The organism is Kitasatospora sp. NPDC057198 (assembly GCF_042670125.1).
Lineage (GTDB): Bacteria > Actinomycetota > Actinomycetes > Streptomycetales > Streptomycetaceae > Kitasatospora.
Genome location: NZ_JBHUWH010000020.1, coordinates 1 through 21,191, shown reverse-complemented (window position 1 = coordinate 21,191; position 21,191 = coordinate 1). Strand labels below are relative to the sequence as shown.

The window sequence follows — 21,191 nt, the reverse complement described above, 5'->3', positions numbered from 1 at the left end:
GGCGGTCAGATCGGCGGGTTGCCGTGCTTGCGGCTGGGCAGGTCGGCGTGCTTGGTGCGGAGCATGGCGAGTGCGGAGGCGAGGACGGTGCGGGTCTCGGCGGGGTCGATGACGTCGTCGACGAGGCCGCGTTCGGCCGCGTAGTACGGGTGCATCAGTTCGCTCTTGTATTCCTTGATCTTCTGGGCGCGCATGGTGTCGGGGTCCTCGGCGGCGTTGATGTCGCGGCGGAAGATGACGTTGGCTGCGCCTTCGGCGCCCATGACGGCGATCTCGTTGGTGGGCCAGGCGTAGGAGAGGTCGGCGCCGATGGAGCGGGAGTCCATGACGATGTAGGCGCCGCCGTACGCCTTGCGCAGGATGAGCTGGATGCGGGGGACGGTGGCGTTGCAGTAGGCGTAGAGGAGTTTGGCGCCGTGGCGGATGATGCCGTCGTGTTCCTGGTCGACGCCGGGCAGGAAGCCGGGGACGTCGAGCATGGTGACCAGGGGGATGTTGAAGGCGTCGCACATCTGGACGAAGCGGGCGGCCTTCTCGCTGGCGTTGATGTCCAGGACGCCGGCCAGGGACTGGGGCTGGTTGGCGATGATGCCGACGACGTGGCCGTCGATCCGGGCCAGGGCGCAGATCACGTTGGTGGCCCAGCGCTCGTGGACCTCCAGGAACTCGCCGTGGTCGACGACCTCCTCGATGACCTTGCGCATGTCGTAGGGGCGGTTGCCGTGCGAGGGGACGAGGTCGAGCAGCTTGTCGTTGCGGCGTCCGGCGGGGTCGTCGGTGGCGCGGGCGTGGGGGGTTTCGCGGTTGTTCTGCGGGAGGAGGGAGAGCAGGTAGCGGACCTCCTCGATGCAGGACTGCTCGTCGTCGTAGAGGAAGTGCGAGACGCCGGAGACGGCGGAGTGGACGTCGGCGCCGCCGAGGCCGTTCTGGGTGATCTTCTCGCCGGTGACGGCCTGGACGACGTCGGGTCCGGTGATGAACATCTGCGAGGTCTCGCGGACCATGAACACGAAGTCGGTGAGGGCCGGGCTGTAGGCGGCGCCGCCGGCGCAGGGGCCGAGCATCACGGAGATCTGCGGGATGACGCCGGAGGCGCGGGTGTTGCGCTGGAAGATGCCGCCGTAGCCGGCCAGTGCGGTGACGCCCTCCTGGATCCGGGCGCCGGCGCCGTCGTTGAGCGAGACCAGGGGCGCGCCGGCCGCGATGGCCATGTCCATGATCTTGTGGATCTTCTGGGCGTGGGCCTCGCCGAGCGCGCCGCCGAAGATCCGGAAGTCGTGGGCGTAGGTGAAGACGGTGCGCCCGTGCACGGTGCCCCAGCCGACGATCACGCCGTCGGTGTGCGGCTTCTTGGTCTCCAGGCCGAAGCCCTGGGCGCGGTGCCGGCGCAGCGGCTCCACCTCGTGGAAGGAGCCCCTGTCGAGGAGCAGGTCGATCCGCTCGCGGGCGGTGAGCTTGCCCTTGGCGTGCTGGGCCTCGGTCGCCTTCTCGCCGGGGCCGCGGCGGACCTGCTCGCGCAGTTCGCGCAGCTCGGCGGCCCGGTTGCGGGTCTCGCTCAGGGGCGGCCGGTCCGCCGCCTCGTTCGGTCGTGCGCCCATGCCCGTTCCCCCGTGTTCTCCGTCCGGACCTGCCCGTGATCGACGATGCTGCGGCACGGACCTCGAGCCCTCGTCGAGACCGGGCGTGGTGCGGCTGGAGGAGGTGCGCGGGCGGTCGGCGGGCGGCGCGCGGGAGGGGTGCATAGCCGGGTGAATCGGACATCCGGTTGGTAGCGTTCCGCCCGCGGCGGTGGCGTCCGGGGCGGCGGTGCCCGGGGCGTCCGGGGTGCCCGGGCGCCGCGAGCGAGAGGGAGCGGCGCGGGTGGCGACGGAGGAGACGGTCCGGGAACCGGAGGTCGGCACGGCGAAGCTGGCGCTGCCGACGCTGACCATGCTGGTGGTCGGTTCGATGGTCGGCGCGGGGGTGTTCTCGCTGCCGGGCCGGTTCGCGCAGGAGACCGGCGTGCTGGGCGCGCTGATCGCCTGGCTGGTCGCCGGGGCGGGCATGCTGATGCTGGCGCTGGTCTTCCAGGCGCTGGCGATGCGGCGGCCGAAGCTGGACGCGGGCGTGTACGCGTACGCGAAGGCCGGTTTCGGCGAGTACCTGGGCTTCTTCTCGGCGTTCGGCTACTGGGCGAGCGCCTGCGTCGGCAACGTGACGTACTGGGTGCTGATCATGTCGACGGTCGGCGCGCTCGCCCCGGCGCTCGGGGACGGGGACACCGCGCTGGCGGTGGTGCTGTCCTCGTGCGGGCTGTGGGGGTTCTTCCTGCTGGTGCGGCGCGGCGTGAAGGAGGCCGCGATGATCAACCGGATCGTCACGGTGGCCAAGCTGGTGCCGATCCTGGTGTTCGTGGTGCTGGCGCTGTTCTGCTTCGAACCGGACGTGTTCGCCGACAACTTCCAGGGCGCCTCCTACGCGGGCTCGCTGTACGACCAGGTGCACGGGACGATGCTGGCGACGGTGTTCGTGTTCCTCGGGGTGGAGGGCGCGAGCGTCTACTCCCGGCACGCGAAGCGGCGTTCGGACGTCGGCCGGGCCACGGTGCTCGGCTTCCTGAGCGTCTTCGCGGTGTTCGCCTCGGTGACGATCGTCTCGTACGGCATCCTGCCGATGAACGAGATCGCCGAGCTGCGGCAGCCGTCGATGGCGGGCGTGCTGGAGGCGGCGGTCGGCACCTGGGGAAAGGTGCTGGTCAGCGTCGGGCTGATCGTCTCGGTGCTGGGCGCCTACCTGGCGTGGACGCTGATGGCCGCCGAGGTGCTGTTCGTCGCGGCCAAGGACGAGGACATGCCGCGCTTCCTGGCCCGCGCCACCGACCGGGACGTGCCGGTGCCCGCGCTGCTGCTGACCACCGCGCTGTCGCAGCTGATGCTGGTGGTGACGGCGTTCTCGGACGACGCCTTCGACTTCGCGCTCGACCTGACCAGCACGCTCAGCCTGATCCCGTACCTGCTGGCCGCCGGGTACGCGGTGCTGGTGGCCCGGCAGGACCGGGCCGGGGCCGGGGCGTGGCTGGTGGCGGGGCTGGCCACGGCGTACACGGCCTTCCTGGTGTACGCGGCGGGCTGGGCGTACCTGCTGGTGTCGCTGATCATCTACGCGCCCGCGACCGTGCTGTTCGTGATGGCCCGCCGGGAGCAGGGGCGGCGGCTGTTCTCGCCGCGCGAGCTGGTGGTGCTGGCGGTGTCGGTGGCCGGCGCGGTGGTGGGGGTGGCGGCGCTGGCCGCCGGGTGGATCGACCTGTGAGGCCGGCGGCCGACCGGCCCGCCCCGTCGAGATGACTTCCGTTCCGTACGCTGCGAAGGGACCGCGTTGATGACTGCTCCGACTGCTCCGACTGCTCCGACCGCTCTGGGCGTCCACTCCGAGGTGGGCCGGCTGCGCAAGGTGCTGGTCTGCCGGCCGGGCCTCGCGCACCGGCGGCTCACCCCCGGCAACGCCGACGACCTGCTGTTCGACGACGTCATGTGGGTGGAGAACGCGCAGCGCGACCACGCCGACTTCGTGGACAAGCTGACCGGGCGCGGCGTCGAGGTGGTCGAGCTGCACGACCTGCTGGCGCAGACCGTGGCAGTGCCGGGCGCCCGGAGCTGGCTGCTGGACCGCAAGATCGTCCCGGACCAGGTCGGCCTGGGGCTGGTCGACGGCACCCGGGAGTACCTGGAGACGCTGGCCCCGGCGGCGCTGGCCGAGTTCCTGATCGGCGGCCTGGCCACCGCCGACCTGCCCGAGGAGTACCGCTCCGGCTACCTGGCGCTGGCCCGGGAGGCCACCGGCGCGCGCGAGTACCTGATGCCGCCGCTGCCCAACACCCTCTACACCCGGGACACCACCTGCTGGCTGTACGGCGGCGTCACGCTCAACCCGCTCTTCTGGCCCGCCCGGCACGACGAGACGCTGCTGATGAAGGCGGTGTACGCCTTCCACCCGGACTTCGCCGGCGCCACCGTCTGGTGGGGCGACCCCGAGCGGAGCTGGGGCCAGTCCACCTTCGAGGGCGGCGACGTCATGCCGATCGGCAACGGCGTGGTGCTGATGGGCATGAGCGAGCGCACCTCCCGGCAGGCGATCACCCAGGTCGCCGCCGCGCTGTTCGCGAGGGGCGCGGCCCGTCGGGTGGTGGTCGCCGGGATGCCCAAGCTGCGCTCCGCGATGCACCTGGACACCGTGTTCACCTTCGCCGACCGGGAGACCGTCACCCTCTACCCGGCGATCATGGACGGGGTGCACGCCTTCTCGCTCTACCCCACCGACCGGGCCCCCGGCGTGGAGGTGGTGGACGAGGGCTCCCGCCCGTTCACCCAGGTGGTGGCCGAGGCGCTGGGCCTGCCCGCGCTGCGGGTGATCGGCACCGGCGGCGACGTCTACGCCTCCGAGCGCCAGCAGTGGGACAGCGGCAACAACGCCGTCGCGCTCGAACCGGGCGTGGTGGTCACCTACGACCGCAACACCACCACCAACAGGCTGCTGCGCGAGGCCGGGGTGGAGGTGATCACCATCGTCGGCGCGGAACTCGGCCGGGGGCGCGGCGGCGGGCACTGCATGACCTGCCCGCTGGTCCGTGACCCGGTGGACTTCTGACGCCCCGTCGCCCCCGTCGCTCCGAGGCCCTGCCGTTCCGTCGCCCCCGTCGCTCCGGCCTCGGAAAAGTGTTCGGAGAATTCGTGCAACACCTGTGGTGGGCCGTGCATCTATAGGGGTGGACACGCCCGGAACGGCCGGGCCACGGGGGTGCGATGTGATGCGCGGACAGGCCGGGACCGCCCAGTCGGCGGAGGACGGGTCCGGGGGCACGGTGCCCCCGCAGCGGCCGGGCGGGCGGGCGGAGGCCCGGCGGCAGGCCAGGAGCCGGGCCGGGCGGCGGGAGGCGGCCCGGCAGCAGGGCCAGCAGGGCCGGCGGGGCCGGCGGCGGATGCGGCGCTGGCAGAAGGTGCTGGTGTACGGGACGGCCGGGGTGGTGGTGCTGACCGTCGCGGCGGGCGGCTACGTCTACTACCGGCTGAACGCCAACATCAAGGAGGCGCCGCTGTTCATGGGCGAGGAGGGCGACGCCGGGCACGAGACGCCGGACGCCTTCGGCCGCACCCCCATCAACGTGCTGGTGATCGGCTCCGACACCCGTGACAACCCGGAGGACTGCAACCTCGGCGCGGGCACCTGCGGCAGCGGCGCGAACGCCGACGTCAACCTGCTGCTCCACGTTTCCGCGGACCGCACCAACGCGACCGTGATGAGCATCCCGCGCGACCTGCGGACCGAACTGCCGGGCTGCAAGGACGAGTCGGGCAAGCAGGTGTTCAAGCCGCAGAAGCACGCCATGATCAACTCCTCCCTGCAGGGCGGACCCGGCTGCACCGTGGCGGCCGTGCGCAAGCTGACGGACCTGCCGATCGACCACTTCGTCCAGGTCGACTTCGGCGGCGTGATCAAGATGTCGGATGCGGTGGGCGGCGTCCCGGTCTGCGTCGACAACAACATCTACGACCCGCGCTCGCACCTCAAGCTCTCGAAGGGCGAACACACCCTCCAGGGCATGGCGGCGCTCCAGTTCGTCCGGACCAGGTACGGCTTCGGCGACGGCACCGACATCGGCCGCGCCTCGGCCCAGCACCTCTTCCTCAGTTCGATGATCCGCCAGCTGAAGAGCGCCGGGACGCTCACCAACCCGGCCGAGATGCTGTCGCTGGCCAACGCGGCCACCAGCGCGCTCACCGTCGACCCCGGACTGAAGGGCATCACCAAACTGGTCGGTCTCGGCGACGACATCAGCAAGGTGCCCACCGAGCGGATCACCTTCACCACCATGCAGGTCGTGCCCGACCCCGCGGACACCAACCGGCGGGTGATCGGCCCCGGCGCGGCCGAGCTGTTCCGGATGATCAAGGACGACCGGCCGCTCACCGGCGACCCCGCCCCGGACGCCGCTGCCTCCACCGCGCCCGCCTCCTCCGCCCCCGTCGCCACCGCGCCCGTTTCCTCCGCGCCCGTTTCCTCCGCGCCCCCGGCCGCGAGCGGCCCGGCCCGCAGCGGCATCACCGTCGTGGTGCGCAACGGCACCGGCATCACCGGCCGGGCCGGAGCGCTCGTCGACAAGCTCCGGCAGGACGGCTTCGCCAAGAACACCACCACCGGGCAGGGCGTCACCGCCGACCACAGCGCGGTCACCTACCCCGCCGGCAAGGAAGCCGCCGCCCAGCAGGTCGCGGCGGACCTCGGCCTCCCCGCGAGCGCCGTCCGCGCCGGACAGGGCAGCTCGATCGAGCTGCTGATCGGCACCGACTGGACCACCGGCACCAGCTACCCCGCCACTGCCGGCGGAGCCGCCCCCGAGACACCCGCCCCCGACCGGTCCACCGCCCTGAAGAACGCCGACGCCCGCACCGCCGACGACACCAGCGGCTGCGCCGAGGTCAGCCACGATGCCACGGCACCCCTCCCCGGCCTGGGCGCCATGAGCCCGATCAAGGCGTACGACAACAGCAAGGACGTTCCCAACTCGGCGCCCTGACCGGCGGTTTCACTCCTGGGGCGGGTCGGTGTGGATCTCGCTCCAGACGGTCTCGCGGGCGGTGCCGTTGTTGCGGGAGGGTGGGGAGGAGGTGTGGCCCCAGCGGTCGCCGAGGGCGAGGGCGTTCAGGACGGCCCGGTGGTCGCCGGTGTCGTCGGTGCCGTCGTCGTCGCGGTGGACGGCGAGTTCGATGCGGTAGCCGTTCTCGGTGACGATCATCCGGGCCTCGCCGCCGCCGGCTGCGGAGAGCTGTTCGGCGAGGTGCCAGGCGCGTCGCAGCGGGGCGTTGTCGGGGGCGCGGTCGTCGGTGTCGGCGGTGTCGGCGGTGTCGTCGTTACGGTCGTGGTCGGTCATGGGCGGGCCGCCTGGACGGCGTGGTGCTGCTGGGGGAGGTGCAATTCGCCTCGGAGGTAGGCGAGTTCGAGGAGGGCTTCGGCGGTGCGCTGGATCCAGGGCAGTCCGGCGCAGCCGAGGGCGACGGCGCCGTGTTCGGGGAGGACGTCGTCGCGGTAGACGGGGGAGAGTCCGGGTGGCGGGTCGAGGCGGGCGGTGCGGAAGGCCAACTCGAGGAGGTCGGTGGCCTGTTCGGCCCGGGTGAATCCGTCGCGGAGGAAGCGTCGGAGGACGTCGGTGGCCTCCGGCGACTGTCCGGTGTAGAGCACGTGGGTCCCTTTCGGGTTCAGGCCGCGTCTTTGCGGGTGGTGAGGGTGCACCGGGGGCAGCGGCAGGCCGGCCAGGTGAGCGCCGAGACCAGCGGCAGGTGCTGGTCCTCGTCCGAGGTGCAGGAGGAGACCTCCACCCGGCTGCCGTCGGCCCGCAGGGTGTAGACCCGGATGGTCAACTTCGCGGCCGGGGTCGGGTAGGTGTTCGAGGGGAGCGGAGCGGCCGGGGGCGTTCCGGTGGGCTTTTGTTGACTGTTCGTCACTTTCTTTGCTCCGTATTGCACTTGCTCTGGCCAATGGTCACTGTCTGTGCCTCAAGCGTTGCCGAGCGCCGCTACCCTGAACAAGGTGCGCCGCTTTGCGGACCTGGGCGTCGGGCGGGCGCGGAACATGCGAGGAGGCCGAACGGATGGCGTGGCGAGAGCGGGAACTCCACCCGGAACGGTCACCGAGGCACTTCTACGGCGCGGAGATCCGCCGACACCGCAAGGCCAACGGGGACATGTCGCTGAGCAGGCTCGCGCAGATCCTCAACTTCTCGACCGGGCACCTCAGTCGGATCGAGGGCGGCGAGTCGCGCCCGCCGGCGGGCCTGTCCGAGAAGCTGGACGCGGCCTTCAACACCGACGGATCGTTCCAGCGCTACTACCCGCTCGCGGCGCGGGAACCTTTTCCCGAGAAGTACTCGGCCTACCTGAAACTGGTCGACACCGCCGTCAGGCACGAGTCGTACACCCTGACCGTGCCGGGTCTGCTCCAGTCGGAGGCGTTCGCCAACGCGCTGCTCAGTGCCAGTGAGCCGTTCGCCACCCCGGAGGAGCGGGAGGAGTGGCTGACCGGCCGGATGGCCCGCCAGACCCGGCTGCACCAGGAGCCGCCGCCGTGCCGGTACTGGTTCGTTCTGGACGAGTCGGCGATCCGGCGGCCGGTCGGCGGCCCCGAGGTGATGGCCGAGCAGCTGTCACTGCTCATCGCCGCGAGCCGGCAGCGGCACATCACGATCCAGGTGCTTCCGCTCAGTGCCGGCGCCCACTCCGAGATGGGCGGCACCTCACTGATGCTGCTGACGCTGCCCGATCGGAAGATGGTCGCCTATGAAGAAGGCAGCCGGTGGGGGCGCCTGTTCGAGGACGCCCAAGACGTGGAACACCGGCTCGACCTCTACAATCTGCTGCGGGGTCAGGCCCTGTCTCCGCAGGACACCGACGCCCTGTTCAGTTCGGCACGGGAAGGATTCACCAATGCGCTCCGAGGAACGGTCCGCCCGCTGGCGGAAGAGTAGCTACAGCAACGGTCAGGGCGGCGAGTGCATCGAGGTGGACGACAGCCGTCCCGGCACGGTGCGTGACTCCAAGGACCCGGAGGGGCCGCGTCTGCGCTTCACCCCCGCCGCCTGGAACGCCTTCGTTTCCTCCGCCGTTGCAGGCGAGTTCGGAAACATCTGACCCCGAAATCGACGGTGCCCCGTGGTTCGCGACCGGACCACGGGGCATGCCTTTTGGCGCGGGGCCCCGGCCGAACGGGGCCCACCCCGAAGGGAGTTGCCGAGGATGACCAACCCCACCAGCGCGTCCGAGAACTGGGTCAAGAGCAGCTACAGCAACGGCGAGGGCGGCGACTGCATCGAGGTCGACACCAACCGCCCCGGCACCGTGCGTGATTCCAAGGACCCGGAGGGGTCGCGTCTGCGCTTCACTCCCGTAGCCTGGGCCGCGTTCGTTTCCGCCGCCGCTGCGGGCGAGTTCGGAAGCGTCTGACCGGCCCGCCTCCTTGCCGAGCGGGCGACACGGAGGGGGATCCGATGAAGCCGGTGAGGAGCAGCAACCCTGCTCGGATAGTCCTGGTGGGCGTGGAGCTGGTGTTCCTGCTGCTCTCGGTCGCCGTCCTGACCAGCAGCAGCGGTTCGCCGGTCGGACAGCGGGTGTTCTACGGGCTCCTGGCGGTCCTCTTCGCGGTGTTGTGCTTCCAGACGGCCCGGACGGGTCTGGTCGTCGACCGGAACGGCATCGTCGAGCGGTCGATCGCCCGTACCCGCCGTGCTTCGTGGCGGGAGGTCGAGGCGATCGCGGTCCGCGACGGGCGGCAGGGGCCGGGCACGCTCGACTGCTGGTTGATCGAGGTGCGGCTGCGCGACGGCCGGGTCCTGCCACTGGCGGAGACGAAGAGCCAGAAGCGGAGCCGCGCCGAGGAGTTCGGACGCCGGATGGCGGCGTTGCGTCCGACGCGTCTCGTCGACCGCATCGAACTGGTGGGCCTGGAAGGCACCGGGCGGCCGGACGAGGACGCGGTCGTCGGCCCGGACGGGGTCCCGGTGCTGGTCCGGTTGACCGGCCCCGGCGGGGTGAGGCTGGACTGGAGCGGAACGGCCCTGCCGGACGGGCCGCTGGTCGCGCTGGTGGCCCTGGTGCTGATCGGCTTCGGGAAGCTGGTGTCGGTGGTCCTGCGCGAGGTCCGCAAGAAGCCGAAGTACGAGGTGCACGTCGAGGTCGGCGGTCCGGAGCCGCGCAAGGCCACCCTGCCGTTCGACTCGCGGGCGCGGGCCACCGAGCACGTCCGCGAACTGGTCGCCGCCGTCGGTGAGCGCGGCGCGGCGGCCGTACCCGGCGGCTCCGGTCAGTAGTGGTGGCCGGTCGGCCGGAGTTGAACCACCCGAGGATCCCGGGACCGGAGCCGGTCGCGCTCCGCGTCCGTCCGGTGGTGGTGCCGGGTGCCGGAGCCGCGGGAGTGCTTTCCGAACAGTCCGCCGCGCAGGGCGGCCGGTTCATCCGGGCCGACCAGCGGGACGAGGAAGCCCTCGACCCTTCCCCGGCGGCAGGCCGTTCCGCCGCGACGGCGGATCCTCAGTGCGGGGGCTACTTCTTGTGCCGGGCGAGGCCGTTGCGGAGACCTCGGCCCACGGCCCCGGTGAGGACGAGGGCGATGCCGATCCCGGAGGCCACACGGGAGGGGACACCGAGGATGATGAGGACGGCGAGGAGCACCAGGGCGCCGAGGGTGAGCAGAGTGGAGAAGAGCAGGTTCCGCAACATGGGGGAACCGTATCGGGGCCGGAGCGGCCCCCGCCAAAGGCTTTTCCGGAGGGCCAGCGGGTGCCCGCACGCCGCGCGGCTGGTCTGCGCCGAGGATGACGGGCTTCACCCTCGGGGGATCCTCGAATGCGAGTGCTGATCCGCGAGGGCCCCGGCGGGTGCCGTCACCGGTGTCACGCCCCGTCCGGCTCCGTGCGGCGGGCGCGGTGGGCCGCCACGTAGTGCCGGTTGGCGCAGGCGGTGGCGGAGCACCAGCGGCGGCGGCGGCCGCGGGAGGTGTCGACGTAGACCAGGTCGCAGGTGGGGCCCTCGCAGACGCGGAGCAGGTCGCGGTCGGGGGAGCCGAGCAGGTGGACGGCGTCGTGGGCGACGGCGCCGAGCAGGGCGGGGAGGGTCGGCGGCGCGGCCGGGCGGTGGTGCAGCCGTTCGCCGTCGGGGGTGCGGACCAGGCGGAGGGCGAGCGGGCCGGGGGCGGCGGTGCGGTTGAGGGCGGCGAGGTCGTCCTCGGTGGCGCCGCCGCCGGTGAGTTCGGCGTGCACGACGCGGTGGACGAGGGCGCGCAGGGCGTGGAAGCGGGGGAGGGCCCCGGCGTCCAGGTCGAGCGGCTCGTCGGCGGGCAGCACACCGGTGCCGCGCAGCCAGGCGTCCAGCCGGTCGGGGGTGCCGAGCCGCTCGACCGGGGCGGGGGAGAGGTTGCCGCCGACGGTGGCCAGCAGGTCGAGGCAGGTCCGGCCGGTGTCGAAGCGCAGGTCGGTGCTGGTCACGGGGGCGCTCCCCTTCCTGGAGGTACGGGTTTTCGAGGGCGATGCTGTCACGGACGGACGGACGGACGGACGGATGGCGGCCGGGCAGGCCCGGTCAGGCGGTGTGCGGTTCGCGCGGCATGACGAGCGCGGAGAGCGCGGCGGGGAGCGCGCCGACCAGCAGCAGGACCGCCGGCCAGGAGGTGGCGGACAGCAGGGCCGGGATCAGCAGCGGGGTGACGAAGGCGCCCGCGAAGACCATGGTGTTCTCCAACCCCAGTGCGGCGCCCGAGCGTTCGGGGCCCGCCATGGTGGCGATCTCGGCGTAGTGCACGCCGTGCCAGCCGCAGGCGAGGGTGCCGGAGAGCACCAGCAGGGCGGCCGCCGCCCAGGGCGGGCCGGAGCGGAGCAGGGCGGTCGCGGTGAAGCCCGCGGCGATCGTCCAGCTGTAGACGGTGACCAGGGTGCGCCGGTGGCGTCCGCCGCGCCGGTCGGTCCAGCGTCCGCCCCAGACCCGCGAGACGGCGCTCAACACCTGGACGGTGACCAGCAGGACGGCGATCGTGCCCAGCGACAGGTGCTCGACGGTGTGCAGGAAGACCGAGCCGAAGGTCAGCACGGTGAACTGGGGCAGGTCGAGCAGGAACGCGGTACCGGCCAGGCGCCAGATGTCCCACCGCTTCAGCGGGTTGGGGCCCGCGGCCCGGCCGCCGGGCCGCGCCAGCGGGGGCTCGTCCAGCCAGAGCACCACGGCGAGGGTCGCCAGCAGCGAGCAGCCCGCCAGGAAGCCGAAGACCCAGCGGAAGCCGCCGGCCGTCGCGAGCGGCGGCAGGACGGCGGCGCCGAGCGCCCCGCCCGCCGGGACGGCGGCCACCCGCAGGCTGATGGCGAACCCGCGCTGCTGGGGCGGGAACCAGCCCATCACGGCCCGGCCGGAAGCCCCGTTCACGGAACCGCCGAGGCCGCCGGCCAGGAACAGGACGACCGCCAGGGCCAGGTGGGACGGGACGGCGCCGCCGCCGGGCGTGAGGAAGGCGGCCGCCGCGGCGAGGGCGAGGGTGGTGCCGCCGAGGCCGGTGATCAGCACCCTGCGTTCGCCGATCCGGTCCGCCAGCAGGCCCCACAGGACGTCCGTGGCGAACGCGCCGCAGGTCACCGCGGCCAGCACCAGGCCGAGTTGGCCGGGGGTGAGCCGGTAGGCGCCCTGCAGCTGGGAGCCCGCGGTCGGGATGCCCTGGAAGGCGGCGCTGAACGCGGCCTGGGCGGCGATCCCGATCCCGAGGACGCCCCACTTGAACCGGGCCGTGTGCACCCGGCCGGACTGGCCGACCAGCGGGCCGGTGGCGGCGGGCGGGATCAACGTGCTTGCGGGCGGGGCGAGTTGGTCGGTCACCGGGTCTCCTTCGGCGGGGAGCGGTCGGCCGGCTCGGCCCGGCCGCGTAAGGGTTCAGAACCCTTACGGCATAGCGTGGCGCCCTTCCCGCTCCGGCGCAACCGCCTTTCGCGCACCGGTTGCTGACGGGCCGTCCGGCCGACCGCCGGGAAGCCGGTCGGGAAGCCGGTCGGGATGTCGGCCGGGATGTCGGTCGGGATGTCGGCCGGGAAGCCGCTTCGCAAGCCGCTTCGGGAGCCGCTTCGCAAGCCGGAGAAGTTTTCGCCCGATCCGCCGAACCGGGCGCGGCCCCGGCGGCAATAGCAGGGTGTAAGCAACGAGCCGGACACCGAGGGGGAACAACGATGCGGACGATCGACCAGGCACGGCCGGACCGCCGTCGGGCGGCACGGTGACAGCGGTCCTCGGAACGGACGCGCCCGCCCGGACGGACGGCGGCGACAGTGACGCGGAGGTCATCAGGGCCTCGCTCGCCGACCCCGACCGCTTCGGCGGGATATACGACCGGCACGCCGAAGCGGTGCACCGCTACCTGGCCCGGCGGGTCGGGACGGCGTTCGCCGACGACCTCGCCTCGGAGACCTTCCTGTCGGCCTTCCGGATCCGCGGCCGCTACGACCCGGAGCGCGCCGACGCCCGGCCCTGGCTGTACGGCATCGCCACCAACCTGCTGCGCCGCCACCGGCGCACCGAGCGCTCCGGCTACCGGGCCATGGCCCGCAGCGGCGTCGACCCGCTGGAGGCCGGCGAGGCCGACGACCACGCCGACACGGTCGCCGACCGGGTGACGGCCGCCGCCCGGGCCGCGGAGACGGCCGACGCACTGGCCCGGCTGACGGCGAAGGAGCGGGACGTCCTGCTGCTGTTCGCCTGGGCCGAACTGACCTACCCCGAGATCGCCGAGGCGCTCGGGATCCCGCTCGGCACCGTCCGCTCCCGGCTCAACCGGGCCCGCCGACGGCTGCGGACCGCACTCGACCACTCGACGCACTGAACGACGGAGGAGAACCCATGGACGAGATGACCCGACTCGCCGACTTCAGGTCCGGCACCGCACCGATGTCCGCCAAGGCCCGGTTCCGCGGCCGCCAGCAGCTCATGGACGGGATCGCCGGACGGCAGTCGGCCCCCGCCGGGCGCGGAGTGCTGCGCTCGCGCCGGGTGCTGGTCGCCGCCGCGATGACGATGGCGATCACCGGGGGCCTGGTCGGCACCCAGATCGTCGGCCCGGGCGCCGGCGAGTCCAGCGCGGAGGCGGTCTCGGCGCTGAACCTCGCCGCCGACGCGCTGGCCGACCTGGCCGCCAAGACCCCGACGCCGCGCCCGGACCAGTTCCTCTACACCGAGGTCCTGCACACCACCGGCAGCCCGAAGGACACCACCGTCAGTGAGGGCTGGCGGTCCGTGGACGGCTCCAAGGCCGGCGTGTACCGATCGACCGGCGCGTACGAGAACAGCGGCCAGATCGACCCCTACCCGGCCTCCGGGACGATCCTGAACTCCTCGTACCTGGAGCTGGCCAAGCTGCCCACCGACCCGGACAAGCTGCTGGCGATCCTCGACAAGGACCCGGCGGTGCTCAGCGACGAGCAGGGCAACGGGACGAAGCACGAGGTCGCGGTCTGGGGCGTGGTCCGCGACCTGATCGACGGCGCCGTGCCGCCCGCCCAGGAGGCCGCGCTGTTCCGGGCGGCGGCCAAGCTGCCGCACATCAGCTACGTCCGGCAGGCGACCGACGCGACCGGCCGGGAGGGCGAGGCGGTGAGCATGGTCGATCCCCGGGTGGGTGCCATCCAGCTCATCCTGGACCGCCAGACCCACACCTTCCTGGGCGAGCGCGTCCTCGGGAAGAACGACGACGCGGTGCAGTTCAACAGCGCGCTGCGCAGGACCGCCTTCGTCGACCAGGCGTACCAGCAGCCGTCCTGACCCGTTCGACCCGTTCGACCCGTTCGACCCGTCCTGATCCGCCCCCGCCCGCCGTGCTCCCGCCGGGCGGGGGCTTCGGGGGGTTGGTGGCTTCGGGCGGTCGGGGGCTTCAGGGGGCGGGGGCTTCAGGCGGGTTCGGGGAGGACGGCGAGCTTGCCCAGGTTGGCGCGGCGCTCCAGCAGGGCGACGGCCTCCGGGAGGGCGGTCAGCGGGAAGGCGGTGACGGCCGGGCGGAGCGCGCCGGTGGCCAGCAGGTGCCAGAGCTCGGCGCGGCATTCGGCGAGGAAGTCCGGCCGCAGGCGGGAGAGTTGGGCCATCGAGAGGCCGGTGGCGGTGTGCATGCCGCGGAGCAGCACGCCCGCGTCGAGGCTGCCGCCGGAGCCGCTGTTGACCACCAGGCGGCCGAACGGGGCGAGCGCGGCGTGGGCGGCGGTCAGGGCGTCGCCGCCCGCGTTGTCGATCAGCAGGTCGATCGGCTCGAGGTCGTCGAGGACGTGCGGCAGTTCGAGATCGGCGTAGCCGACCACCTCGGTGGCGCCCAGGCCGTGCAGGAACCCGGCCTTGTCGGGCGAGCCGACGGCCGCCACCACGCGCTCCGCGCCCAGGGCGACGGCGAGTTGGACGGCCAGGTGGCCGACGCCGCCGGCCGCCGAGGTGATCAGCACGGCCTGGCCGGGCGCGAACTCGCCCAGGCGCAGGGCGGCGAGCGCCACCAGGCCGCCGCGGACCACCGCGAGCGCCTCGCCGGCGGGCACCTCCTCGGGTACGGAGGTGACCAACTCGGTCCGGACCAGTGCGAGTTCGGCGTACGCGCCGGAGAAGGCGACGCCGCCGACCCGGTCGCCGGGGCGGTGGGCGGTGACGCCCTCGCCGACCGCGAGCACCCGGCCGACCAGGTCGCCGCCGGGGGAGTACGGCAGCGGGGCCCGGCCGTGGCCGCGCAGGGCGCGCAGCAGGGGCGGGGTCAGCCCGGCGGCCTCGACCCGGACCAGCAGTTCGCCGGGGCCGGGGGCCGGCTCGGGGGCGTCCTGGAGCCGGAGGCCGGCCGGGCCGTCGTAGCTGTGCAGGGTGAACTCGCGCACGGGGAAAGGCCCTTCGGGAGGTCGTTGGATGCCCCAACGATAGCCGGAGATTCATTGGGGCGTCCAATGTTTTCCGGAGTAGGCTTCCGGCCATGGACGACCCCGCGCTCACCCGCCTCCAGTCCCTGCCCAGCTGGCTGCTCGGCCGGGCCGGCGCCCTCGCCCACCGCCTGGTCGCCGAACGCCTCGCCGAAGCGGGCCTCCGGATGGGCCACCACGCCGTGCTCTGCGCCCTCGCCGAGTACGGGCCGCTGGCCCAGGCCGAACTGTCCCGCACCGTCCGGATCGACCCCAAGGACATGGTCACCGCCCTCAACGAACTCCAGTCCCGCGCCCTGGTCACCCGCGAACGCGACCCGCGCGACGCCCGCAAGAACCTGATCACCCTCTCCCCCGCCGGCCGCGACCTCCTCCACCAGGCCGAAGAACTCGGCCGACGGGCCAACGCCGACCTCACCGCCCCCCTCACCCCCGCCGAACGCGACCAGCTGACCGCCCTGGTTCGCAGGCTCGTCGCCGACCGCTGACCCGCCTCCCGGCGGGGGACGGGCCGCCTCCCGGCGGGGGACGGGCCGCCTCCCGGCGGGGGATAGCGGACCGATAGGGCGGGCGGGGCCGGGGGATAGCGGGGACCGGGAGGGTGGTGGTGCGGGAGGGAGGACCTCCGCCGGATCGGGAGGACACGCAACGATGGTCGATGAGCGGCGCCGGACGGCGCCCGGCGGGGCGGCGGACGGGCCGCCGGTGGCCGAACTGCGCGGGGTGGTCAAGCGGTTCGCGAACGCCGCGGGCGAGGTGTTCACCGCGGTGGGCGGGCTGGACCTGCGGATCGGGCGCGGGGAGGTGGTGGCGTTCCTCGGACCGAACGGGGCGGGGAAGACCACCACGATCGACCTGCTGCTCGGACTGACCCGCCCGGACGAGGGCGAGGTGCGGCTGTTCGGCGCGGACCCGGAACGGGCCGTGCGGGCCGGCCGGGTGGCGGCGGTGCTGCAGTCCGGCGGGCTGCTGCCGGACCTCACCGTCGGCGCCACCGTCCGGATGCTGGCCTCGCTGCACCCCGGGGCGGACCCGGAGCACTGCATGGTCCGGGCGGGCGTCGCCGAACTGCGCGACCGCCGGGTGGCGTCCTGCTCGGGGGGCGAGCAGCAGCGCCTGCGGTTCGCCCTGGCCCTGCTGTCCGGGCCGGACTTCCTGGTGCTGGACGAGCCGACCGCGGGCATGGACGTGGTCGCCCGGCGGGACTTCTGGGCGGCCGTCCGGGCCGACGCGGCCGCCGGCACGACCGTCATGTTCGCCACCCACTACCTGGAGGAGGCGGACCGGTTCGCCGACCGGGTGGTGCTGGTCGACCGCGGCGCGGTGGTCGCCGACGGCTCGGCCTCCGCGATCCGCGCGGCCACCGGCGGACGGACCGTCTCGGCGGTGCTCGACCCGTTCGAGGCCGAACTCGTCTCCCGCACGCCCGGGGTGCACTCCACCACCGTGCGCGGCGAGCGCACCTACTTCACCTGCGCCGACTCCGACGCCCTGGTGCGGACGCTGCTCGACCGGACGTGGGCCAGCGAGATCGAGGTGGCGCCGCGCAGCCTGGAGGAGTCCTTCCTCGCCCTCACCGAACACGCCCGCGGGGCCGTGGCCACGAACGTGAAGGAGACCGTCCGATGACCGCCGCCCTGGCGCCCGCCGCCCCCCGCCCCGCACTGTTCCAGGGGGTGAACCCGACCTTCGTCCGCTACGAGCTGCGCCGCCGCTTCAACCGGCAGACCACGCTCTTCACGGTGCTGCTGCCCGCGGTGCTGTACCTGGCGCTGTTCCGCACCGCCCCCTCCGGCGGGGCCCGGCTGCCGCACGGCGACTTCGCGGCCTGGATGATGACCGGCCAGGCCGTGTACGGCGCGGCCACCGCGGCGGTCAGCTCGGCCGCGACCATCTCGGTGGAGAAGTCGGCCGGCTGGATGCGGACCATCGCGCTGAGCCCGCTCACCCCGCCCGGCTACCTGCTGGTCAAGGTGGTCTGCTCGGTGCTGATGGCCGGGGTGCCGGTCGCCGTGGTGGGCGTGCTGGGCGCGCTGACCGGGGCGCACGCCGACGCCTCGGTGTGGACGCTCTCGCTGCTGACGGCCTGGGCCGGATCGGTGGTGTTCGCCGCGCTCGGCATCGGGATGGGCCTGGTGATGAAGCCCGACGTGGTGATGCACATGCCCGGCCTGACCATGACCGGCCTGGCCTTCCTGGGCAACCTGTTCGTCCCGCTCGGCGGCACCATGCTGGAGGTCTCCCGCTTCACCCCGATGTACGGGGTGGCGACGCTGGCCCGGTACCCGCTGAACGAGGGCTTCTCCTTCCACGGCGAGCACTCCGGCGCGGCCGGCGCGGTGCTCAACCTGCTGGCCTGGGGCGCGGGCTTCTCGTTCCTCGCGGTGCGCCGCTTCCGCAAGTCCACCGGCCGCCCGTAGACCCCGCCCGGCCGGCGCCGGACGGCCGGGCGGTCACCCGGAAGGATCCGAGGGCCGGGCGCCCGGACGGATCCGGGGCCGGGCGCCCGCGGTCAGCGCGTGGCGGGGAGCCAGCCGTCCTGGACGGCGTGCACCCCCGCCTCGAAGCGGCTGCGGGCGTCCAGCCGCTCCATCAGGTTGGCGGCGAGCCGGCGGGCCGTGCGCGGGGAGACGCCCAGCCGCTTGGCGATCGCCTCGTCGGTGTGGCCCCGGGCCAGCATCCGCAGCACCGCCGCCTCCTGCGCGGGCAGCCCGTCCGGGCCGGGCGCGGGAAGGCCGCCGAACGGGACGGCCTGCTCCCAGACGCCCTCGAACAGCGCGTACAGCGCGGCCACCGTGCCCGCGCCGCGCAGCACCACCGCACCGGCCCGGGCGTCCTCGGTGTCGGTCGGCAGGACGGCCAGCCGCCGGTCGAAGAGGACCATCCGGACGGGGAGCGCGGGCACCGTCCGGACCTGGCCGCCGTGCTGGTGCAGCCAGTCCACGTGCTCCAGGGTGGGCCGGTGGTTGCGGACGCTGTCCAGGTAGACCGTGCGCATCCGCACCCCGCGCTCCAGCAGCGCCGCGTTCGGCCGCCGACTGGCCCGCAGGTCCTCCTCGGTGTGCGCGCCGCCGGGGGCGAAGGTCGCCACCTCCAGGCGCGCCGCGTCGGCGAGCCCGGCCAGCCGCTCGCGGATCGCCTCCGGACCGGTCAGCTGCTCCACGGACGCGTCGGCCGCGGCCGGACGCAGCGCCGAGCACTCCGCGATCAGCTGCGCGGCGGCGGCCCGGGACGCCTCCACCCGCAGCTGCTGGGCGGCGAGTTCGGCCTGCTGGCGGGCCAGCAGCAGTTCCATCGCGGTCTCCGGCCCGACCGCCCGGAACCCGCTCTCCTCCCGGGCCGAGGGCTGCACCAGGGCCAGCGCTTCCAACCGGTCCAGCCCGCCGCGCACCCGCTCCTCGGACAGCCCCGACCCCAGGGCCAGCGCGGCGATCCCGGCCCGCGGATCGGCCAGCATCCGCCGGTAGACGGCCTCGGCCTCGGCGTCCAGCCCCAGCGCGTCCAGCATGACTCGGCCCCCGTTCCGCGTTCCGACCGGCGCCGGTGACGCCCGCCCCCGGGCCGAGAGCTTACTGACCGCGGCGGCCGGGCCGGCGGCGGTCAGGCGGCGTCGGGGAGGTCCGACGCGCAGTCGCGGAGCAGGCGGTGCAGGGAGAACAGGGACGAGGGCTCCTGGCGGACCAGGTTGTGCTCGAACAGGACGTCGAGCAGCCCCTCGGCCCGGTCCGGGCTCAGGCCGGTCAGGGCCGCCGCCCGGTGCACGTCGAAGCCGTCCGCCGCCCGGCGGCCGAGCAGCCGGGAGAAGCGCCGCTGGGCCCGGTCGAGGTGCTGGTAGGAGGCGCGCAGCAGGGCCATCACGTCCCGGTCGGGGGTGCGCAGGCAGGCCGCCCGGCGGGCCGGGTCGGCCAGCCGGTCGACCAGGTCGGCGACCGTCCAGGCGGGGCGGTCGCGGAGCCTGGTCGCGGCGATCCGGACCGCCAGCGGCAGGTGCCCGCACAGCGCGACGGCCTCGGCGGCCCGCTCCGGCTCGCGGGCGACCCGGTCCCGGCCGGCGATCCGGGCCAGCAGCTCCACCGCGTCGGACGGCGGCAACACGTCCAGCGGCAGGGCCACCGCCCCGTCCAGCGCGCCGAGTTTGCGCCGCCCGGTGACCAGCACCAGGCTCTCCCCGGCGCCCGGCAGCAGCGGGCGGACCCGGGCGCTGTCCGCCGCGTCGTCCAGCACCAGCAGACAGCGCCGGCCCGCCAGCCGGGCCCGCCACAGCGCGCCGAGCTCCTCCAGCGAGTCGGGCAGCCGGTCGGGGTGCAGCCCGTCCGCGTGCAGCAGCGCGGCCAGCGCCCGGGCCGGCGGCACCGGCGGCCGGGACTCGTCGAACCCGTCCAGCGCGGCGAAGAACTGGCCGTCCGGGAAGCGCCCGGTCAGCTCGTGCGCGAGCCGCACCGCGAGGCTGGTCTTGCCGACGCCGCCCATGCCGTCGACCGCCAGCATCAGCGGCGCGCCCGGGGCCCGCCGGTCGACGGCCGCCCGCAGCAGGGCCAGTTCGGCGTCCCGACCGGTGAAGTCGGCCAGGCCGTGCGGCAGGCAGTTCGGCCGGCCGGGCTCCGCGACCGCCTCGACGACGGGCGCGGGCGCGGGGGTGGGCGTGGGGACGGGTGCGGATGCGGGTGTGGGCACGGGGACGGGCGCGGGGGTGGGCGCGGGGACGGGTGCGGCGGGGCGGTCGGCCAGCACCTCGGCGTGCAGGGCGCGCAGCGCGGGGCCCGGCTCCAGGCCGAGTTCGTCGGCCAGCAGCCGCCGCCCCTCCTCGTACACGGCCAGCGCGTCGGCCTGCCGCCCGCTGCGGTGCAGGGCGGTCATCAGGCTGCGGCGCAGCGACTCGCGCAGCGGGTGCTCGGCCAGCAGGGCGGTCAACTCGCCTACCAGGGACGAGGATTCACCGGTCCGCAGGAGCAGGTCCATCAGGTCCTCGGCGGCCGCGAGACGCTGCTCGGAGAGCCGGGCGGCGGCCCCGGCCAGGGCCGGCCCCGGCAGGCCCGCGAAGGGCTCGCCGCGCCACAGCTCGCCCGCGTCCTGGAGCAGCCGGACGGCCTCGGCGAGCCGCCCCTCCCGCTCGGCGGCGCGGGCCGTCCGGAGCAGGCGGGTGAAGCGGTGGGCGTCCACCGCGTCGGCCGGCGCGGCCAGCCGGTAGCCGGTGGCGGTGGTCTCCAAGCGGTGCTCGCCACCCGCCAGGGACCGGCGCAAATCCCTTACGGCATTGTGCAGTTGGGGCCGGGCCGAGGCAGGCGGGTCGTCCCACAGCCCGTCCACCAGCCGGTCGGCGGACACCGCCCGGCCGACATCCAGCAGCAGCAGGGCCAGCAGCCGCTGCTGACGCCGCCCCGGCACCTCCACCGGAACGCCGCCGCACCGGACCTCCAGGGCCCCCAGCACCAGGAACTCCATCAGACCTCCCCCAGGGCACGGATCAGCTGCAACGCCCCCATCCTCCGCGCCCCGACCCGCTTCGCGAACGCCCCACGGCTGGTCGGTTCATGCCGTGGCATGAACCGTCCGAGCACCGCCAGGGGTTCGGTCGAGCAACCACCAGGGGCTCGGTCGAGCAACCACCAGGGGCTCGGTCGAGCAACCACCAGGGGCTCGGGGAACGGCGAGCCCGTGGCTGCTGGCGGTTCACTGCCGTTGCGCGCATCTGCTTCTGGTTCTGTCACGGACACGCAGCAGCACGAACCTCCGATGGGCTCCGGCCACCAGCAGCACGGACTCG

At 74.0% G+C, this 21,191-nt stretch carries 22 protein-coding genes; 12 read left to right on the top strand and 10 right to left on the bottom strand.

Going from position 1 to position 21,191, the window contains the following annotated elements; genetic code table 11:
• Positions 1–5: 5 nt before the first annotated feature.
• Complete coding sequence (locus ACFUEL_RS04435; protein ID WP_380234468.1) at positions 6–1,598, bottom strand: acyl-CoA carboxylase subunit beta; 1,593 nt, start codon at positions 1,596–1,598, stop codon at positions 6–8.
• A 331-nt stretch (positions 1,599–1,929) separates the two neighbouring features.
• Here ACFUEL_RS04435 and ACFUEL_RS04430 point away from each other — a divergent pair, with 331 nt between their 5' ends.
• The 3 genes from ACFUEL_RS04430 to ACFUEL_RS04420 all read left to right on the top strand — a co-directional run bounded on the left by ACFUEL_RS04430 (position 1,930) and on the right by ACFUEL_RS04420 (position 6,550).
• Positions 1,930–3,288, top strand: a complete 1,359-nt coding sequence (locus ACFUEL_RS04430) for a basic amino acid/polyamine antiporter (protein WP_380234487.1) — start codon at positions 1,930–1,932, stop codon at positions 3,286–3,288.
• A gap of 69 nt (positions 3,289–3,357) precedes the next feature.
• The gene (locus ACFUEL_RS04425) at positions 3,358–4,623 is read left to right on the top strand and encodes an arginine deiminase (protein ID WP_380234467.1); all 1,266 of its coding nucleotides are present in this window, start codon (positions 3,358–3,360) and stop codon (positions 4,621–4,623) included.
• A gap of 160 nt (positions 4,624–4,783) precedes the next feature.
• The gene (locus ACFUEL_RS04420) at positions 4,784–6,550 is read left to right on the top strand and encodes an LCP family protein (RefSeq protein WP_380234466.1); all 1,767 of its coding nucleotides are present in this window, start codon (positions 4,784–4,786) and stop codon (positions 6,548–6,550) included.
• A gap of 9 nt (positions 6,551–6,559) precedes the next feature.
• Here the strand turns inward: ACFUEL_RS04420 and ACFUEL_RS04415 are convergent, their stop codons facing one another.
• The 3 genes from ACFUEL_RS04415 to ACFUEL_RS04405 are packed head-to-tail and all read right to left on the bottom strand — an operon-like array spanning position 6,560 to position 7,475.
• Entirely contained in the window at positions 6,560–6,904 is a 345-nt protein-coding gene (locus ACFUEL_RS04415) for a hypothetical protein (RefSeq protein WP_380234465.1), read from the bottom strand.
• On the bottom strand, positions 6,901–7,212 hold the full coding sequence (locus ACFUEL_RS04410; RefSeq protein WP_380234464.1) for a hypothetical protein: 312 nt from the start codon (positions 7,210–7,212) through the stop codon (positions 6,901–6,903). The genes ACFUEL_RS04415 and ACFUEL_RS04410 overlap by 4 nt, the downstream gene beginning before the upstream one ends.
• A gap of 17 nt (positions 7,213–7,229) precedes the next feature.
• Complete coding sequence (locus ACFUEL_RS04405; protein WP_380234463.1) at positions 7,230–7,475, bottom strand: hypothetical protein; 246 nt, start codon at positions 7,473–7,475, stop codon at positions 7,230–7,232.
• 146 nt (positions 7,476–7,621) lie between these two features.
• Between ACFUEL_RS04405 and ACFUEL_RS04400 the strand changes: the two genes are divergently transcribed.
• The 4 genes from ACFUEL_RS04400 to ACFUEL_RS04385 all read left to right on the top strand — a co-directional run bounded on the left by ACFUEL_RS04400 (position 7,622) and on the right by ACFUEL_RS04385 (position 9,832).
• Complete coding sequence (locus ACFUEL_RS04400; RefSeq protein ID WP_380234462.1) at positions 7,622–8,494, top strand: helix-turn-helix domain-containing protein; 873 nt, start codon at positions 7,622–7,624, stop codon at positions 8,492–8,494.
• A complete protein-coding gene (locus tag ACFUEL_RS04395; protein WP_380234461.1) occupies positions 8,454–8,657 on the top strand; it encodes a DUF397 domain-containing protein in 204 nt (67 codons plus the stop codon). The genes ACFUEL_RS04400 and ACFUEL_RS04395 overlap by 41 nt, the downstream gene beginning before the upstream one ends.
• A 105-nt stretch (positions 8,658–8,762) precedes the next feature.
• Entirely contained in the window at positions 8,763–8,969 is a 207-nt protein-coding gene (locus tag ACFUEL_RS04390) for a DUF397 domain-containing protein (RefSeq protein WP_380234460.1), read from the top strand.
• A gap of 53 nt (positions 8,970–9,022) precedes the next feature.
• Positions 9,023–9,832, top strand: coding sequence for a hypothetical protein (locus ACFUEL_RS04385; protein WP_380234459.1), 810 nt, complete (start codon positions 9,023–9,025; stop codon positions 9,830–9,832).
• Between the two features lie 232 nt (positions 9,833–10,064).
• Here the strand turns inward: ACFUEL_RS04385 and ACFUEL_RS04380 are convergent, their stop codons facing one another.
• The 3 genes from ACFUEL_RS04380 to ACFUEL_RS04370 all read right to left on the bottom strand — a co-directional run bounded on the left by ACFUEL_RS04380 (position 10,065) and on the right by ACFUEL_RS04370 (position 12,377).
• Positions 10,065–10,241: a hypothetical protein gene (locus ACFUEL_RS04380; protein WP_380234457.1), complete on the bottom strand. Its 177-nt coding sequence runs from the start codon at positions 10,239–10,241 to the stop codon at positions 10,065–10,067.
• A 173-nt stretch (positions 10,242–10,414) separates the two neighbouring features.
• A complete protein-coding gene (locus ACFUEL_RS04375) occupies positions 10,415–11,005 on the bottom strand; it encodes a CGNR zinc finger domain-containing protein (RefSeq protein WP_380234456.1) in 591 nt (196 codons plus the stop codon).
• A gap of 94 nt (positions 11,006–11,099) precedes the next feature.
• Entirely contained in the window at positions 11,100–12,377 is a 1,278-nt protein-coding gene (locus ACFUEL_RS04370; protein ID WP_380234455.1) for an MFS transporter, read from the bottom strand.
• Positions 12,378–12,768: 391 nt separating this feature from the next.
• On the opposite strand from ACFUEL_RS04370, the gene ACFUEL_RS04365 reads away from it, so the two are divergent.
• Positions 12,769–13,371: an RNA polymerase sigma factor gene (locus ACFUEL_RS04365; protein WP_380234454.1), complete on the top strand. Its 603-nt coding sequence runs from the start codon at positions 12,769–12,771 to the stop codon at positions 13,369–13,371.
• A gap of 17 nt (positions 13,372–13,388) precedes the next feature.
• Positions 13,389–14,306 (top strand): CU044_5270 family protein, encoded by a 918-nt coding sequence (locus tag ACFUEL_RS04360; RefSeq protein WP_380234453.1) that lies wholly within the window; start codon positions 13,389–13,391, stop codon positions 14,304–14,306.
• A 125-nt stretch (positions 14,307–14,431) separates the two neighbouring features.
• Here ACFUEL_RS04360 and ACFUEL_RS04355 read toward each other — a convergent pair whose 3' ends face one another.
• The gene (locus tag ACFUEL_RS04355) at positions 14,432–15,388 is read right to left on the bottom strand and encodes a zinc-binding alcohol dehydrogenase family protein (RefSeq protein WP_380234452.1); all 957 of its coding nucleotides are present in this window, start codon (positions 15,386–15,388) and stop codon (positions 14,432–14,434) included.
• 92 nt (positions 15,389–15,480) lie between these two features.
• Here ACFUEL_RS04355 and ACFUEL_RS04350 point away from each other — a divergent pair, with 92 nt between their 5' ends.
• From ACFUEL_RS04350 to ACFUEL_RS04340, 3 genes are all read left to right on the top strand, one after another.
• Positions 15,481–15,915, top strand: coding sequence for a MarR family winged helix-turn-helix transcriptional regulator (locus ACFUEL_RS04350; RefSeq protein WP_380234451.1), 435 nt, complete (start codon positions 15,481–15,483; stop codon positions 15,913–15,915).
• Between the two features lie 163 nt (positions 15,916–16,078).
• Complete coding sequence (locus tag ACFUEL_RS04345) at positions 16,079–17,056, top strand: ABC transporter ATP-binding protein (RefSeq protein WP_380234450.1); 978 nt, start codon at positions 16,079–16,081, stop codon at positions 17,054–17,056.
• Entirely contained in the window at positions 17,053–17,847 is a 795-nt protein-coding gene (locus ACFUEL_RS04340) for an ABC transporter permease (protein WP_380234449.1), read from the top strand. Before ACFUEL_RS04345 ends, ACFUEL_RS04340 begins: the two co-directional genes overlap by 4 nt.
• A 92-nt stretch (positions 17,848–17,939) precedes the next feature.
• Here the strand turns inward: ACFUEL_RS04340 and ACFUEL_RS04335 are convergent, their stop codons facing one another.
• Both ACFUEL_RS04335 and ACFUEL_RS04330 read right to left on the bottom strand, forming a co-directional pair.
• Complete coding sequence (locus tag ACFUEL_RS04335; RefSeq protein ID WP_380234448.1) at positions 17,940–18,935, bottom strand: LuxR C-terminal-related transcriptional regulator; 996 nt, start codon at positions 18,933–18,935, stop codon at positions 17,940–17,942.
• 92 nt (positions 18,936–19,027) lie between these two features.
• On the bottom strand, positions 19,028–20,869 hold the full coding sequence (locus ACFUEL_RS04330; RefSeq protein WP_380234447.1) for a BTAD domain-containing putative transcriptional regulator: 1,842 nt from the start codon (positions 20,867–20,869) through the stop codon (positions 19,028–19,030).
• Positions 20,870–21,191: the final 322 nt, after the last annotated feature.

Bases quoted from the DNA above. Each gene is read 5' to 3' on its own strand.
- ACFUEL_RS04335 (WP_380234448.1), bottom strand. From the start codon at position 18,935: ATGCTGGACGCGCTGGGGCTGGACGCCGAGGCCGAGGCCGTCTACCGG.
- ACFUEL_RS04360 (WP_380234453.1), top strand. From the start codon at position 13,389: ATGGACGAGATGACCCGACTCGCCGACTTCAGGTCCGGCACCGCACCG.
- ACFUEL_RS04430 (WP_380234487.1), top strand. From the start codon at position 1,930: ATGCTGGTGGTCGGTTCGATGGTCGGCGCGGGGGTGTTCTCGCTGCCG.
- ACFUEL_RS04350 (WP_380234451.1), top strand. From the start codon at position 15,481: ATGGACGACCCCGCGCTCACCCGCCTCCAGTCCCTGCCCAGCTGGCTG.
- ACFUEL_RS04420 (WP_380234466.1), top strand. From the start codon at position 4,784: ATGCGCGGACAGGCCGGGACCGCCCAGTCGGCGGAGGACGGGTCCGGG.
- ACFUEL_RS04435 (WP_380234468.1), bottom strand. From the start codon at position 1,598: ATGGGCGCACGACCGAACGAGGCGGCGGACCGGCCGCCCCTGAGCGAG.
- ACFUEL_RS04400 (WP_380234462.1), top strand. From the start codon at position 7,622: ATGGCGTGGCGAGAGCGGGAACTCCACCCGGAACGGTCACCGAGGCAC.
- ACFUEL_RS04395 (WP_380234461.1), top strand. From the start codon at position 8,454: ATGCGCTCCGAGGAACGGTCCGCCCGCTGGCGGAAGAGTAGCTACAGC.
- ACFUEL_RS04345 (WP_380234450.1), top strand. From the start codon at position 16,079: ATGGTCGATGAGCGGCGCCGGACGGCGCCCGGCGGGGCGGCGGACGGG.
- ACFUEL_RS04330 (WP_380234447.1), bottom strand. From the start codon at position 20,869: ATGGAGTTCCTGGTGCTGGGGGCCCTGGAGGTCCGGTGCGGCGGCGTT.
- ACFUEL_RS04380 (WP_380234457.1), bottom strand. From the start codon at position 10,241: ATGTTGCGGAACCTGCTCTTCTCCACTCTGCTCACCCTCGGCGCCCTG.
- ACFUEL_RS04415 (WP_380234465.1), bottom strand. From the start codon at position 6,904: ATGACCGACCACGACCGTAACGACGACACCGCCGACACCGCCGACACC.
- ACFUEL_RS04390 (WP_380234460.1), top strand. From the start codon at position 8,763: ATGACCAACCCCACCAGCGCGTCCGAGAACTGGGTCAAGAGCAGCTAC.
- ACFUEL_RS04340 (WP_380234449.1), top strand. From the start codon at position 17,053: ATGACCGCCGCCCTGGCGCCCGCCGCCCCCCGCCCCGCACTGTTCCAG.
- ACFUEL_RS04425 (WP_380234467.1), top strand. From the start codon at position 3,358: ATGACTGCTCCGACTGCTCCGACTGCTCCGACCGCTCTGGGCGTCCAC.